The following is a 13,209-nucleotide window of genomic DNA, read 5'->3' on the forward strand; positions in this document are numbered from 1 at the left end:
AACTCAGGTTATTTATAAAACGCTTCAATCTCGCCTTTTACTTTCATTAGCAATGGCTGACCGCGACGGTCTAGCGCTTTGCCAGCCGCTACTTTTACCCAGCCTTCGCTGATGCAGTATTCGTCAACGTCGAAACGCTCTTTGCCGTTAACACGAATGCCGATGTCGTGTTGGAAAATAGCTTCGTTGTAAAACGGGCTGCGTGGGTTAACGCATAGGCGATCTGGTAATTCTGGTTTATTTGTTTCTGTCATGATGCTTCAACTTGAATTGAAAGAAAGTGGCTATTCTATGAGAGTTACTAAGCTCGCTCAATAGAAAGTCTTATGTAATGTGCGCTGATGCTGTGAGCTAAGCGGCCATTAAATAAGACTCTCGTCTTACGTGTTTGTTTTTACGTTGATAAGAGCCTTTACCTTTTTTCGCTTTGACTACCTGCATTTTATATTGCTTTGAGGTCACTAATGCAGCGAGAAAATTATCTTGTATTGTGCCGCGACCGATATCGCTTGCGTTGGACCGTGACTGTGTCACAGGTTTCTTTTGTTTAGCCATGATGGACTCCGAATAAATAGATGACGCTTTGCCTCAACGACAAAGCGCTGTGATTATAAATTATCCGACATTAAGATCAATCAAAGGCTAAAACAGAAGAGTTAACTTGCTTTTTGCACACAACTCATAATCCATTGTTTCATTTGTGACTCGTTTAAACCGCCAGAAATACGGTCTACCGCTTGGCCTTTATAGAAGAAAATAAGTGTCGGTAAGCTGCGGATTCCTGCGTCAGCGGAAATCTGTTGTACTTGTTCAGTATCGACTTTAGCGAACAAAAATGACGGTGTTGCCGCTGCTACTTTGCTAAACACTGGCGCCATGTTCTGACAAGGACCACACCAGCCAGCCCAAAAATCGACAATGACTGGTAAATCATTTCGTTCGATAAATGGATAAAAGGTGTTGTTTCCCAAAGCCACTGGCTGCGATGAATAAATCCCTTGTTGGCATTTGCCACATTTTCCCTTGGTGTGATCTTGGTCGTCTGGGATACGGTTGGTAGTGAAGCAATTAGCGCAGGTGATGTTCATAGTAAAATCGAGTTATGGTTTTAATTACGATGGATAGTAGCAGATTTTAGTTAGGCCGAATAACTCGAATCAACTGCAACATTTTGAGGACAAGAGCGGATAATGAGCGCTTTGTTCGCATTTTTTAAATCAATTCTCATTTAACCCGTCTTTTGCTATTTAGTTCTTGTCATATTTGGTTATTATGACGTCACTTAATACTCATTCTTATTTCCGTCTTCAGTATGAAGCGGCAGGACTTTTGATACTCCAATGGTAAAACGCAGCATTATCTTAAATACCGATTCTTACAAAGCATCGCACTATCTTCAGTATCCACCAGGTACTAGCCACATTTCTAGCTACATTGAAGCGCGTGGCGGTCAGTTTAAACAGGCGGTATTTTTCGGACTGCAAATGTTTATCAAAGAGTATTTAAGCAAGCCCATTACTCATGATGATGTCGATGAGGCTAAAGATATTATTACTGCTCACGGCCTGCCGTTTAATGAAGCTGGCTGGCGTCATATTGTCGATGCGCATCAAGGCTTTTTACCTATTGAGATTCAAGCGATTCCAGAAGGTACAGTCATCCCCGTGCTTAATGCCATGGTGCAGGTGACCAATACCGATCCTCAATGTGCGTGGCTAACGAGTTATGTTGAAACAGCGTTGCTGCGCGCTGTGTGGTATCCAACTACGGTTGCTACTGTGTCGTGGCATTGTCGCAAAGTGATTACGAAATACATGACTGAAACATGCGATTCATTAGACGGTATCGATTTCAAACTTCACGATTTTGGCGCTCGTGGCGCCACCACTGAAGAAGCTGCTGCTATTGGCGGTGCGGCGCATCTGGTGAACTTCATGGGCACAGATACTGTGAGCGCGATTGTCGCAGCGAGACAGTATTACAACGCTGAAATGGCGGGTTTTTCGATTCCAGCGTCTGAGCACAGTACCATTACCGCGTGGGGGCGTGAAAACGAGGCCAAAGCTTACGCCAATATGCTCGACCAATTCTCTGGCGAAGGCAAGCTGGTGGCAGTGGTGAGTGACTCTTACGATTTGTGGAATGCCATCGACAACATCTGGGGCGACGAGCTTAAACAGCGCGTTGAATCAACAGGCGGCACCTTGGTTGTACGTCCAGATAGTGGCGATCCTGTGGCTATTGTTACCGAAACCATTGAGCGTTTGATGGCGAGATTCGGCCATAGTGTGAACAGCAAAGGCTACCGCGTACTACCTGATTGCATCCGCGTGATTCAAGGAGATGGTATTTCGTTAAATACCATTGAAGCTATTCTAGAAGCCATGAAACAGGCTGGTTTAAGCGCCGATAATATTGCTTTTGGCATGGGTGGCGAGCTGCTACAAAAAGTGAATCGCGATACGTTAAAATTTGCCATGAAAGCTTCAGCAGTGACCATCGATGGCACTATGCACGATGTTTACAAGGATCCTATTACCGATAGTGGCAAGCGCTCGAAAAAAGGCATTTTAGCTGTGGCTCAAGATGACGAAGGTAACTTCCAAACCATTCGCCAACAAGACTTAGGTGATCGTCAGAATCTGCTGCAAACGGTGTTTAAAAATGGCGAGTTAGTTAAAGATACAAGCTTTGAACAAGTTCGAGAAAACGCGGCAGCTCATTGTTCATAGAGCTTGTTAGGTGAACTGAAATCAAGCCGATAATCTTAGCTTACGCCATACCTTAGGCGACATTTCATGTGTCGCCGTAAATGCGCGGGTAAAAGCGCTTAGCTCGCTGTAACCCAGCAGTCGTGATATTTTCGACAACGATAACTCTTGTTGCATCAACATTCTTACCGCGCAGGCATCCCGCACTTGTTGCACGGCTTTTTTGAAAGTCGTGCCTTCTTTCTTCAGTCTATTTTGCAGCGTGCGATGATGAATATTCATCATCTTAGCAACGCCTTCAATGGTGCAAAAATCGGTAGTTAAAGTACTAAAAATTAATGCCTTTACCGATGATTCGAAGGTTTGATTACTCGGAAAAATAACCGCGAGATCGATCATGCGTTTGAGCAGTGCGCCGTATTTTTTGTGGCAGAAATGATCGTTTGGCGTGAGCAGCGCTCGTCGTTTTAGCACCACGCCATCAAAGTCTTGTTCGTAACGGATAGGGCAATTGAAATAGCGCATTAATTCTTGCTGGCCTTCGCATTTAGGCTTAATCAATGACACATACTCGATGTTGTCATTATTGTCGTTAATGACTTTTTTGATGACGTGAAACGAATAGGACAGGCTGTATAGACTGTGCTCTGCTACGTTGTATTCGATTGAAGAAAAACTCGATCGTTTGATAAATAAGTAATCGTCATCGGTGTGCCAATCCCAATACGTAATTTCCGAGAAATGCTTGCGATATTGCAGAGCGTTTTGCAGCATTACGCCCAAATTGGGGGAGTTTAACAACAGGTCGACATAGAAGTTCTCGCCTTGCTGATGCTGTATTTTTGATAGCATTAACGACGGATGAGCGTAGGGTAGAACTTGCTTGAGGTGCTCTAACATATTCAAAAAACTGGAATAGGGTAACAACACCGATGGGTCAGTTTCGATAGACGGCGATAAGCCCATTTGTTGATAGATAGAGTCGGGACAAATATCGTGTTGGCGCAATAATTCGGAAACACCAACATACATAAAGCTCGATATATTGGGTTCACTATTCATTGCATATTCCTTAACAACTTTGCTGATAATTCACTCAGAATTTTCATTTTTTATGTCCTAATGTCAAGAATTACTTTTTTTGACTACTTAGTATTTGAACAGGTTTAGGACATCTGAGTTAAAATTTTAATGAAAAAGTTAATTGCAGTTAGCGCGTTACTTCCCCTTTTATTTCCCGTTCACCTTGTGGCAGAGCAAGCGAAAAACAGCGAAATCATGGCGGGTTTTCCTCCCACAGCAGAGACTCAAGTTACCTTTGCCAACTATCGCGATTACGGCAAAAGCAAATGGTCGTTTAATAACATCAGTGCCGTGTATAACACTGCACAAATTCCACGCGGTTTAAAATCTTGGCAGTTTAACGACACTGGCAACAAACTCAGTAAAGCCGATGCTAAAAAAATTAGCCAAGTGTTCGCCGCTAACGATGCGGATAGTGTCATTATCATTAAAGATGGCGCGATCTTACACGAGCAATATTGGAATTTTGCCGCGCCGCAAAAGAAACACATTTGGTTTTCTGTCACTAAATCACTGGTAAGTGCGTCATTTGGTGTGCTGGTGGAGCAAGGGAAAGTAAAACTAACAGATTCTCCCGCTAAATATCTACCTGAGCTTAAGGGCAGTGGTTTTGAGCGGGTAACTATTCAGCAGTTATTAAATCACTCCACTGGCATCGACTTTAAAGAAAACTACACCGATCTCAGCAGCGACTTTCTGCGCTATTACGCGCCAGCTATGAACATGGCGTATATTCCAGGTGGTCGCGATGCAAATCCTAACACCACTGACATTTACGGCATCTATGATTTCTTAGCTAACTTCATCAAAGCCAATAAAGCGATAACACCGGGAGATGTATTTGAATACAACTCCGCCAATACAGATGTGCTTGGCTGGCTTATCTCACGGTTAAGTGGCATGCCGCTGAACGACTATATATATCAACACATATGGCGAAAAATAGGTGCCGACCACGACGCATTCATTGCCGTCGACCGAGCCTACATGCCAGTTGCAACGGCTGGCATGAATTCCACCCTGCGTGATGCTGCTAAGTTCGGCCAAATGATTTTGCAAGATGGCCAGTTTAACGGCGAACAAGTGTTACCGAAAACATGGCTCGATCGCATCACTCAAGTGAGCGCTGTGCAAAAAGCCAAAATGAAGGCCAATCCAAAATATAAAAACGCCGGTTGGGAAGCTTACAACAACATGTGGTGGATCCTCGATAGCGATCAAGGAGAGTTCGCGGGCTCAGGCATTCACGGCCAAGTCATCTATATCAACAAATCTAAAAATACCGTCGCGGTGTTCTTCTCAAGTCAGAAAATAGCCGCCAATCCCTACAGTAAAAAATACGCTAACAAGCTGAACGCACTTAGAGAAGTAGTCAGTCAGCTGTAATGCGCTAGCAAGTCATAACGATAACAACAAAAATGCTTAAACAAGCGGGAGTAAACAATGAGAAAAACTAAAGGCTTTCCTCTTTCACTAGTGTGCTGTGCAGTATTGGCAGCGGGTAATACGGCTTATGCCGAAGAAAAAGAGAAATCGGCAGAGAAGAAAGACAACATTGAAGTCATCATGGTTTCAGCGCAAAAACGGGTGCAGCGGATTATTGATGTACCGACGTCTATTGTCGCGGTTAAAGGTGAAGACATCGAAAAAACAGGTGCGCAGCAATTAGCTGACATCGAACAAATTGTGCCGAACATGGAAGTGGAAGAGTTTAACTCATTTAACAACGCAGTCTACATTCGCGGCGTTGGTGCACACTCGCGTCAAATATCTTTCGATACACGAGTTGGTGTTTATCTCGACGGCGTTTATCTTGGCCAATCTCCCGGTTTAAATCAAGAGTTGATGGACGTTGAAAGCATTGAAGTATTGCGTGGTCCGCAAGGCTCGCTATTTGGTAAAAACACCGTGGCAGGTGCGGTAAATATTATTACTAAAAAGCCTCACGATGAATTTGAAGGCGCGGTAAAAGTGCGTTTGGGTAATTATAGCGATCGCAATCTCAGCGGCTTCTTCAACGTGCCGTTATCAGACGATGTATTTTTCAAAGCGACCGCCAGCACGACAACGCGCGATGGTTTTGTCGATAACGTCAACCCAGCCGCCAAAGGCACGCTAGGTAATCGCGATGTGCAAAATATTCGTGCGCAGCTACAAGTAGAAAGCTTCGAAAACCTAGAATTACTCTTTACGGTCGATGTCCTAACTGCTGACGAAAATCCGCTTTTTGGTGAGCACATCACTGACTTTGCAGGCCTGCGCACAGTTGAAGAAGAAGGAAAACCAATTCGTCAAACTAATAACAATACGCTAAATAAAGAAGCGCGTGATGCCTCCGGCGTTAGCATGCAAGCCCTTTACAATCTCGATAATGGCGGCTCGTTTAAATCGATCACCGCCAAGCGCAATACCGAGATGGATGTGCTGTGGGATCTCGACTACAGCTCGCTAAGCATGATGGATATTAACTATCGCGACGAATACGATCAGTTTACCCAAGAGTTTCAATATACCTCGCCAAGCGACGATAAACTTGAATATATCGTCGGTCTTTATTACTACAACCAAGATTCATCAACAGATCGCAAAGTAATTTCATTAGACGACAGCCGCTACGTAATGGATCAAACATTCCTAGCAGGCCTGTTAGCGGCCAATAACCTAACTCCACAGCCTAATGGCGCACTAACAGGTACGGCGTTTGAGTTTCTTTATCCCGGTTTAATTACCCACAAAGGCACCGTTGAAACTACCAGTTACGCGATTTTCGGTAACTTAACTTATCGCTTCGCGGAAGATTGGCAATTAGGTGTTGGCTTGCGCTATGGCGAAGAGAAGCGCAGCGTCGATTGGAGCGTTGACGGTAGTAATTCAGGCGCATTTAGAATCGCGACTCATCACTTGGTGGACGAACTTACTGATGATGATCTACTGCCATCGCTATCGTTAAATTACGACGTCGACTCAAACACAGTAGCTTATGCACGTTACGCTGAAGGCAGTAAATCGGGTGGCTACAACTTAGATTTCGTTAACCAACTGCAATTACAGGCACTGACTTTTGAGCCTGAAAAATCGAAGAATATCGAAGTCGGTATCAAAGGTTTCTCCAGCGACAGCAACTTCCGCTACTCGGTGACGCTATTTAAAACTACCTATGACAACTACCAACAATCGCAATTTATCGATGTCAGTGATGGTGATTCGTCGGCCACTGTCATCGCTATTTCGAATGCTGCAGAGGCATCAACTCAAGGTCTTGAAGCAGAGTTCTCCGGTGATATTACCGACAACCTAACCTACAGCGCTTCTATCGGTATTCTCGATGCAACATTTGATTACTTCCCTAACGGCGGTGCGGCTGCAGCGCCAGATGTGACGGGTAATCGCCTACCGCAGGCTGCCGAAAAACAAGCGGCATTCGCCTTAGATTACATCGCTGACTTTAACGATGGCGACGGTCAATGGTTTGCCCATGTCGATGTCTCTTACACGGGAGATGCTTACACCACTAATAACAATGTTAAAGAGCAAGCATTAGCGTCAGGCGAAACAGTGCCTTTTGGCTACATTCCAGATCGCACCTCAGTCAACGCACGTATTGGTGTTGAGTTTGAGAAATGGTCGGCGTCTTTGTGGATGCGTAACGCGTTAGACAGCGACGACGTTGTATTTAGCCGCCGCGAATTCTTCAACGGCATTAACGAAGGGTGGAACGCGCCGCGTACATTCGGCATTGAAGCAACCTACAAGTTTCAGTAAAGCATTTCACATTAATCAGTTGCCGAGCATTGCGCTCGGCGCTCAAGACAAGAGTTTAAGATAATGAATGAACAAACAAGCTTAGCCAATCACCTTGAACAAGCCTTGCATAAATACGCCGATAACCCTGCGTATAGTTGTCTCGGACAAACCCTCACCTTTGCCGAAATCGATGAAAAGTCTCGTGCGTTAGCGGCATGGCTGCAGCATCATCCGGCACTGTCGCAAGGAGACAGGGTCGTAATTCAATTGCCGAACATTACTCAATATCCAATCGCCGCCTACGCTGTGCTGCGTGCGGGCATGGTGATAGTGAACACCAACCCGCTTTACACACCAACCGAGATGCGTCATCAATACAAAGACTCTGGCGCTAAAGCGGTAATTATCTTGGCGGATTTACTGCCGAAACTTAATGAAGTAATTAGCGAAACAGATATTGGCTGCGTTATTTCTACCACGCCAGCCGATTTACTCACAGGCGCTATCAATGATAAAAGCGATGGCATTGTCTGTTTTAATCAAGCGTTGGCAAAGGGGCAAGAATTAGCGCTGCAACCGCGGATCAGTGAGCAACCAGGTGATATCTGTATTTTACAATACACTGGTGGCACTACAGGCGTGTCGAAAGGCGCAATGCTCACCAATAGCAATGTGATTACCAACGCCAAACAAACCATGTTGCGCTTGGCAAATGGCTGTCGCGAAGGACAGGAAATCTTTGTTTGTCCACTGCCGCTTTATCATATTTACGCCTTTACCGTGAACATGGTGACCTTTGCCTGCAATGGTAATTTGAATGTTTTAATTCCCAACCCACGTGATTTATCAGCGTTTATCGATGCCATTAAACCGTTCAAATTTACAGGCATGTCTGGCATTAACACGCTGTTTATTGGCCTGTGCATGCAAGATGCCTTTAAAGCGTTGGATTTTTCCGAGTTTAAACTCACTATCTCAGGCGGCACTAGCTTGACCTCAGTCGCTGCTGAAACGTGGCGCAAAGTAACGGGCTGCTCAATTTCAGAAGGATACGGTCTATCCGAAACCTCGCCTGTGGTGTGTCTCAATGAACCGGGTAATGAAGTGCTAGGCACCGTTGGTAAACCGCTAATCGAAACTGACGTTGAGCTGCGAAACGAAGCGGGTGAAAGCGTGCCTTTTGGTGATGAAGGCGAACTGGTGGTGCGCGGCCCACAAGTGATGAAAGGCTACTGGCAGCAAGCAGAAGAAACTGCCAAGGTTTTCACCGAAGATGGCTTTTTCAGAACGGGCGATGTTGCTGTGCGCTTAGCAACTGGCGAGATCAAAATTGTCGACCGTTTAAAAGATATGATTATTGTCTCAGGATTTAACGTGTATCCCAACGAAGTCGAAGACGTGCTTACCAAACACCCAAACATCGTCGAAGCCGCTGTTATCGGTGAAAGCGATGATAAAACGGGTGAGAAAGTCGCAGCGTTTATTACCGTGTCTAGCGATATCGCAGAAAACGATATCATCGAGCACTGTAAATTGATGCTAACCAACTACAAGGTGCCAAAAAAGCTGGTGATAATGGAAGAACTGCCGAAATCTACCGTCGGCAAAATCCTCCGCCGCGAGTTACGCACGGCGGGGTAGTAGCTTATTGGTTTTGAGTTAGTTGACTCTTTTGTGAAATGAAATCGCCTAGTGGTTGCTAGGCGATTTTTTGTGTGTGGATAGTTGTATCAGTCAGTAAACTTCAATTTATTCTGGCTCTATTGGTTTGGAATGCTTAGTAAACTAATTCAAGTGCATCAGTAAAAACATTTCGCTCTACTTCGGCTGGATAAGGTAGCGATAAAAATTCAGCAACTTCTGGAGCAACATCAACAATTGAAGTAGCGTTGTACATAGCAAAGTTATCGGGATTGTCTACGTACTCTTGGTTTTCTTCGCCAGAGAAAAAGCGCCAACCGCTGTCATCGTTATTTATTGGTTGCTCTCGATAGAAATAAACTATGCGCTTACCCTGTTGTATTATTTCGTTGCTAACAATGACGTAACCAATATCCATGGTTGTGCTCAATTCTTTAATGAATAAGACTAGAGAAATTAAACACTTCATCTCGGCCATTCAAGTTTTAATTTCAAATTTACTTTGACCTCATTAATTCATTGAGCTGACCATCTAGAGCAAGAACATTGGAAAAACTTGTAGTATGAAGTAGTATTAAATACTACTTTTGTCTTTTAAGAAGGAGACCTGCTATGGCAATGGTTAAGAAAAGTATCACCGTAACCGAACATCAAGAGCAATGGATGCAACATCAATTGGCCAGCGGAAATTACGCCAGTGATAGCGAATTATTACGCGACTTGATAAGAAAAGAACAGATGCGTACCAATGAAGTCGAAGTGATTAGACAAGAGCTTATAAAAGCTGAGAAAAGCGGTTTTAGCGTTCGCTCTACTGAAGATATTGTCAATGCAGTGATTACTCGGAAGCAGGCCAATGGCGGCTTATAGACTCAGTCGTGCCGCCGACCAAGATATTGAAAACCTGTTTGAATATGGTATCGATAATTTCGGGTTGCTTGCCGCGAAGCTGTATCTAGAAGGGTTGGTAAAAAGGTTCGACGAAATAGCCTTGAATCCCTTGCACTACCCAGCAGTCGATCATATTCGAATTGGCTATCGTCGCAGCGTATACGCTACTCATTCTATTTATTTTAAATGGAATGATGAGCAAGTTGATATCATGCGAATTTTGCGAGCAGAAAATATTTCAACTGCATTAGGTTTTGATTAGTTGTCAACTAATTGATTATAAGTGCATGGATTGAATTAAATGGTGGCCCCTCCCAGACTCGAACTGGGGACCTGACGATTATGAGTCGTATGCTCTAACCAACTGAGCTAAGGGGCCAAAAGATGCTAAACAGATTTGTTTAAGCGGCGGTAAGTATAAGCATTTATTTTTAATACGTCACGTGATTGGCGGTGATTTTCCGGTAAAAATCGTTAAATGGTTAATTATTCTCCATCGTTTTGAATTTTATAAAGTTCTACTTCCTACAAAATTAGCAAATAGAAAGCGCTGTCTGATGACGGCGCTTTTTGTTTTTGTGCTTGGGTAAATATCTGCATGTTAGGCGTCTAGATTGCGCTCTGCTGGAATATCTGACAGGTATTGCACTAGTTCGACTTCGTAGCCGTTGGGATCGAGGAAATAGATGTTTTTGCGATGAGCATCTTCGCGTAGTGGGATTTTTATTTCGAATCCAGCAGCCTGTAGGCGCTTAGTCGCAGCGTCTAAATTAGCCGTGCTAAAGGCGAAGTGGCTAAGGCCTAGCGTGTTAGTTTCTAAATCGCGATTGGTGCCTGTGCCGCTGTCGTTAAAGGTTAGGAATTGATAGTCATCGCCAAAGTGTACCCAGTTGCGTGGTGTGCCATACCAGTTGCCTTGGCCGCTGCTGCGCACTTTCCAGTGTGGGGCAATGGCGCTGTAGAATTTGATGGTTTCGTCGAGGTCTTTTACTACTAGGTTTAGGTGTTCGATAGTTAACATAAGTATCTCCTTGATAAGTCTTTTTTATCTTGTTCGTTGATTCGATGGAGCTACTGTAAAACCTCAACCTTAGTTGAGGTAAAGCGATTGGCGATTGTTGTTTTAGATGATGGTGATAGGTTTTTTCTATCTTGAATTACAGAAATAAAAAAAACCGTTATTTCCTGCGAAATAACGGTTTTCAATCAAGCGATTGTTAGCGAGTTAATTACTCGTCTAAGAAGCTCTTAAGTTGTTCTGAACGAGAAGGATGACGCAGTTTACGTAGTGCCTTAGCTTCGATTTGACGGATACGCTCACGTGTTACGTCGAATTGCTTACCAACTTCTTCTAACGTGTGGTCAGTGTTCATGTCGATACCGAAACGCATACGTAGCACTTTAGCTTCACGAGCTGTTAGGCCTGCTAGTACGTCGTTAGTTGCTAGTTTTAAGCCTTCAGACGTTGCAGACTGTAGTGGTAGTTCTAGCGTAGTATCTTCGATGAAATCACCTAGGTGCGAATCGTCATCATCACCGATTGGGGTTTCCATTGAGATTGGCTCTTTGGCAATCTTAAGCACTTTACGGATTTTGTCTTCTGGCATTTGCATGCGTTCAGCTAACTCTTCCGGTTGTGGCTCACGACCCATTTCTTGCAGCATTTGGCGAGAAATACGGTTTAGTTTGTTAATTGTTTCGATCATGTGTACCGGAATACGGATGGTACGCGCTTGGTCGGCGATTGAACGAGTGATTGCTTGACGGATCCACCATGTGGCGTAAGTCGAGAATTTGTAACCACGACGGTATTCGAACTTGTCTACCGCTTTCATTAGACCGATGTTACCTTCTTGGATTAGATCCAAGAATTGTAGGCCGCGGTTGGTGTATTTCTTAGCAATCGAGATTACAAGACGTAAGTTCGCTTCAACCATTTCTTTCTTCGCACGACGTGCTTTGGCTTCACCAATCGACATGCGACGGTTGATGTCTTTGATTGAAGCAATGGTTAAGTCAGTTTCTTGCTCGATGTCTTTTAACTTGTTGATGGCACGTAGGATATCGCGCTCGTTATCTTCTAGCGCTTGTACGTATGGTTCGCCTGATTGTAGGGCGTCCATTAACCAAGTTTTGTCAGACTCGTTGCCTGGGAATACCTTAGTAAATTCGCGTTTTGGCATTTTAGCGCGGTTAACGGCGAATTTTAGAATTAGACGTTCTTGAACACGGATGCGGTCCATCACGTCGCGCATGTTTTTAACCATGCGGTCGAATTGCTTAGGTACTAAGCGGAACTGACGGAATACTTCACTTAGGTCGCTAGTCGCTTTGATTGTATCAGCGTGGTCACGGCCTTTGTTGTTCGCTAGTTCTTTAACTTTTTCGAATGCAGCGCGAAGCTCGCCGAACTTTTCAGCCGCTTCTTCAGGATCTGGACCTGTATCTACTTCTTCGTCTTCAGAATCGTCGTCATCTGCTGATTCTTCGTCTTCTTCATCGTCTTGTTGCTCTTCAGTTAGGGCAGAGCCGATGTGTGACGCGCCAGCGTTTAGGAAGTCGTCTTCTTCGTTTGGATCGATAAAGCTGGTGATGATGTCGCTTAGGCGCATCTCTTCAGCTTCGTACTTGTCGTATTGATCAAGTAGTGATGCGATAGCAGCTGGGTAATCAGAAACTGCTACTTGAACTTGTTTGATGCCTTCTTCGATGCGCTTAGCGATTACGATTTCGCCTTCGCGAGTAAGAAGTTCAACGGTACCCATTTCACGCATGTACATGCGAACTGGGTCTGTGGTACGGCCAATTTCACCTTCTACGGTGGCTAGCACTTGCGCCGCTGCTTCAGCAGCATCTTCGTCAGTGCTGTTCTCAGACATCATCAGGGTATCTTGGTCTGGTGCGTTTTCGAACACCTGAATACCCATATCGTTGATCATCTGGATAATATCTTCAATCTGATCGGAATCGACCATGTCTGCTGGTAAATGGTCATTAACCTCGGCATAGGTTAAGTAACCTTGCTCTTTACCTTTAGCAACAAGAAGTTTTAGACGAGACTGTGAGGTTTGCTCCATAGATTTTATCCACTTTTAATGCTGACAAAAAAGATTAGCAACAAAAAGTTGCACAAGGTTTA

The 13,209-nt window shown here is 44.3% G+C and carries 13 protein-coding genes and 1 tRNA gene; 6 read left to right on the top strand and 8 right to left on the bottom strand.

All coding sequences use genetic code 11. From position 1 onward, the window contains the following. Positions 1–8: 8 nt before the first annotated feature. The 3 genes from MHM98_RS13355 to trxC form a co-directional block, all read right to left on the bottom strand. Positions 9–254: a DUF3297 family protein gene (locus MHM98_RS13355; RefSeq protein WP_239439847.1), complete on the bottom strand. Its 246-nt coding sequence runs from the start codon at positions 252–254 to the stop codon at positions 9–11. Positions 255–351: 97 nt separating this feature from the next. After that, positions 352–555 (bottom strand): ribosome alternative rescue factor ArfA, encoded by a 204-nt coding sequence (locus tag MHM98_RS13360; protein ID WP_239439848.1) that lies wholly within the window; start codon positions 553–555, stop codon positions 352–354. A gap of 101 nt (positions 556–656) precedes the next feature. Next, positions 657–1,088 carry a thioredoxin TrxC gene (gene trxC, locus MHM98_RS13365; protein ID WP_239439849.1) on the bottom strand — a complete coding sequence of 144 codons (432 nt, stop codon included), beginning with the start codon at positions 1,086–1,088 and terminating at the stop codon, positions 657–659. A gap of 252 nt (positions 1,089–1,340) precedes the next feature. Here trxC and MHM98_RS13370 point away from each other — a divergent pair, with 252 nt between their 5' ends. Next, a complete protein-coding gene (locus MHM98_RS13370) occupies positions 1,341–2,732 on the top strand; it encodes a nicotinate phosphoribosyltransferase (RefSeq protein WP_239439850.1) in 1,392 nt (463 codons plus the stop codon). A 21-nt stretch (positions 2,733–2,753) separates the two neighbouring features. On the opposite strand, the gene MHM98_RS13375 is transcribed toward MHM98_RS13370, so the two are convergent. After that, positions 2,754–3,773, bottom strand: coding sequence for an AraC family transcriptional regulator (locus tag MHM98_RS13375; RefSeq protein WP_239439851.1), 1,020 nt, complete (start codon positions 3,771–3,773; stop codon positions 2,754–2,756). A 129-nt stretch (positions 3,774–3,902) separates the two neighbouring features. On the opposite strand from MHM98_RS13375, the gene MHM98_RS13380 reads away from it, so the two are divergent. The 3 genes from MHM98_RS13380 (at position 3,903) to MHM98_RS13390 (ending at position 9,179) form a co-directional block, all read left to right on the top strand. Beyond that, complete coding sequence (locus tag MHM98_RS13380) at positions 3,903–5,180, top strand: serine hydrolase (protein WP_239439852.1); 1,278 nt, start codon at positions 3,903–3,905, stop codon at positions 5,178–5,180. 57 nt (positions 5,181–5,237) lie between these two features. Next, complete coding sequence (locus tag MHM98_RS13385) at positions 5,238–7,556, top strand: TonB-dependent receptor (RefSeq protein WP_239439853.1); 2,319 nt, start codon at positions 5,238–5,240, stop codon at positions 7,554–7,556. A 63-nt stretch (positions 7,557–7,619) separates the two neighbouring features. Further along, entirely contained in the window at positions 7,620–9,179 is a 1,560-nt protein-coding gene (locus MHM98_RS13390; RefSeq protein WP_239439854.1) for an AMP-binding protein, read from the top strand. Between the two features lie 136 nt (positions 9,180–9,315). Here the strand turns inward: MHM98_RS13390 and MHM98_RS13395 are convergent, their stop codons facing one another. Next, positions 9,316–9,648, bottom strand: coding sequence for a DUF2185 domain-containing protein (locus MHM98_RS13395; protein ID WP_239439855.1), 333 nt, complete (start codon positions 9,646–9,648; stop codon positions 9,316–9,318). Positions 9,649–9,791: 143 nt separating this feature from the next. Here MHM98_RS13395 and MHM98_RS13400 point away from each other — a divergent pair, with 143 nt between their 5' ends. Continuing rightward, positions 9,792–10,049, top strand: coding sequence for a type II toxin-antitoxin system ParD family antitoxin (locus tag MHM98_RS13400; protein ID WP_239439856.1), 258 nt, complete (start codon positions 9,792–9,794; stop codon positions 10,047–10,049). Continuing rightward, a complete protein-coding gene (locus MHM98_RS13405; RefSeq protein ID WP_239439857.1) occupies positions 10,036–10,332 on the top strand; it encodes a type II toxin-antitoxin system RelE/ParE family toxin in 297 nt (98 codons plus the stop codon). The genes MHM98_RS13400 and MHM98_RS13405 overlap by 14 nt, the downstream gene beginning before the upstream one ends. Positions 10,333–10,372: 40 nt before the next feature. Here MHM98_RS13405 and MHM98_RS13410 read toward each other — a convergent pair. The 3 genes from MHM98_RS13410 to rpoD form a co-directional block, all read right to left on the bottom strand. Beyond that, a tRNA-Ile gene (locus tag MHM98_RS13410) sits at positions 10,373–10,449 on the bottom strand. A 222-nt stretch (positions 10,450–10,671) separates the two neighbouring features. Next, positions 10,672–11,091 carry a VOC family protein gene (locus MHM98_RS13415; protein ID WP_239439858.1) on the bottom strand — a complete coding sequence of 140 codons (420 nt, stop codon included), beginning with the start codon at positions 11,089–11,091 and terminating at the stop codon, positions 10,672–10,674. A 208-nt stretch (positions 11,092–11,299) separates the two neighbouring features. Continuing rightward, positions 11,300–13,147: an RNA polymerase sigma factor RpoD gene (gene rpoD, locus MHM98_RS13420; protein ID WP_239439859.1), complete on the bottom strand. Its 1,848-nt coding sequence runs from the start codon at positions 13,145–13,147 to the stop codon at positions 11,300–11,302. Between the last annotated feature and the right edge of the window lie 62 nt (positions 13,148–13,209).

This window comes from Psychrobium sp. MM17-31, from assembly GCF_022347785.1.
Taxonomy (GTDB): Bacteria; Pseudomonadota; Gammaproteobacteria; order Enterobacterales; family Psychrobiaceae; genus Psychrobium.

Bases quoted from the DNA above. Each gene is read 5' to 3' on its own strand.
- MHM98_RS13355 (WP_239439847.1), bottom strand. From the start codon at position 254: ATGACAGAAACAAATAAACCAGAATTACCAGATCGCCTATGCGTTAAC.
- MHM98_RS13360 (WP_239439848.1), bottom strand. From the start codon at position 555: ATGGCTAAACAAAAGAAACCTGTGACACAGTCACGGTCCAACGCAAGC.
- trxC (WP_239439849.1), bottom strand. From the start codon at position 1,088: ATGAACATCACCTGCGCTAATTGCTTCACTACCAACCGTATCCCAGAC.
- MHM98_RS13370 (WP_239439850.1), top strand. From the start codon at position 1,341: ATGGTAAAACGCAGCATTATCTTAAATACCGATTCTTACAAAGCATCG.
- MHM98_RS13375 (WP_239439851.1), bottom strand. From the start codon at position 3,773: ATGAATAGTGAACCCAATATATCGAGCTTTATGTATGTTGGTGTTTCC.
- MHM98_RS13380 (WP_239439852.1), top strand. From the start codon at position 3,903: ATGAAAAAGTTAATTGCAGTTAGCGCGTTACTTCCCCTTTTATTTCCC.
- MHM98_RS13385 (WP_239439853.1), top strand. From the start codon at position 5,238: ATGAGAAAAACTAAAGGCTTTCCTCTTTCACTAGTGTGCTGTGCAGTA.
- MHM98_RS13390 (WP_239439854.1), top strand. From the start codon at position 7,620: ATGAATGAACAAACAAGCTTAGCCAATCACCTTGAACAAGCCTTGCAT.
- MHM98_RS13395 (WP_239439855.1), bottom strand. From the start codon at position 9,648: ATGAAGTGTTTAATTTCTCTAGTCTTATTCATTAAAGAATTGAGCACA.
- MHM98_RS13400 (WP_239439856.1), top strand. From the start codon at position 9,792: ATGGCAATGGTTAAGAAAAGTATCACCGTAACCGAACATCAAGAGCAA.
- MHM98_RS13405 (WP_239439857.1), top strand. From the start codon at position 10,036: ATGGCGGCTTATAGACTCAGTCGTGCCGCCGACCAAGATATTGAAAAC.
- MHM98_RS13415 (WP_239439858.1), bottom strand. From the start codon at position 11,091: ATGTTAACTATCGAACACCTAAACCTAGTAGTAAAAGACCTCGACGAA.
- rpoD (WP_239439859.1), bottom strand. From the start codon at position 13,147: ATGGAGCAAACCTCACAGTCTCGTCTAAAACTTCTTGTTGCTAAAGGT.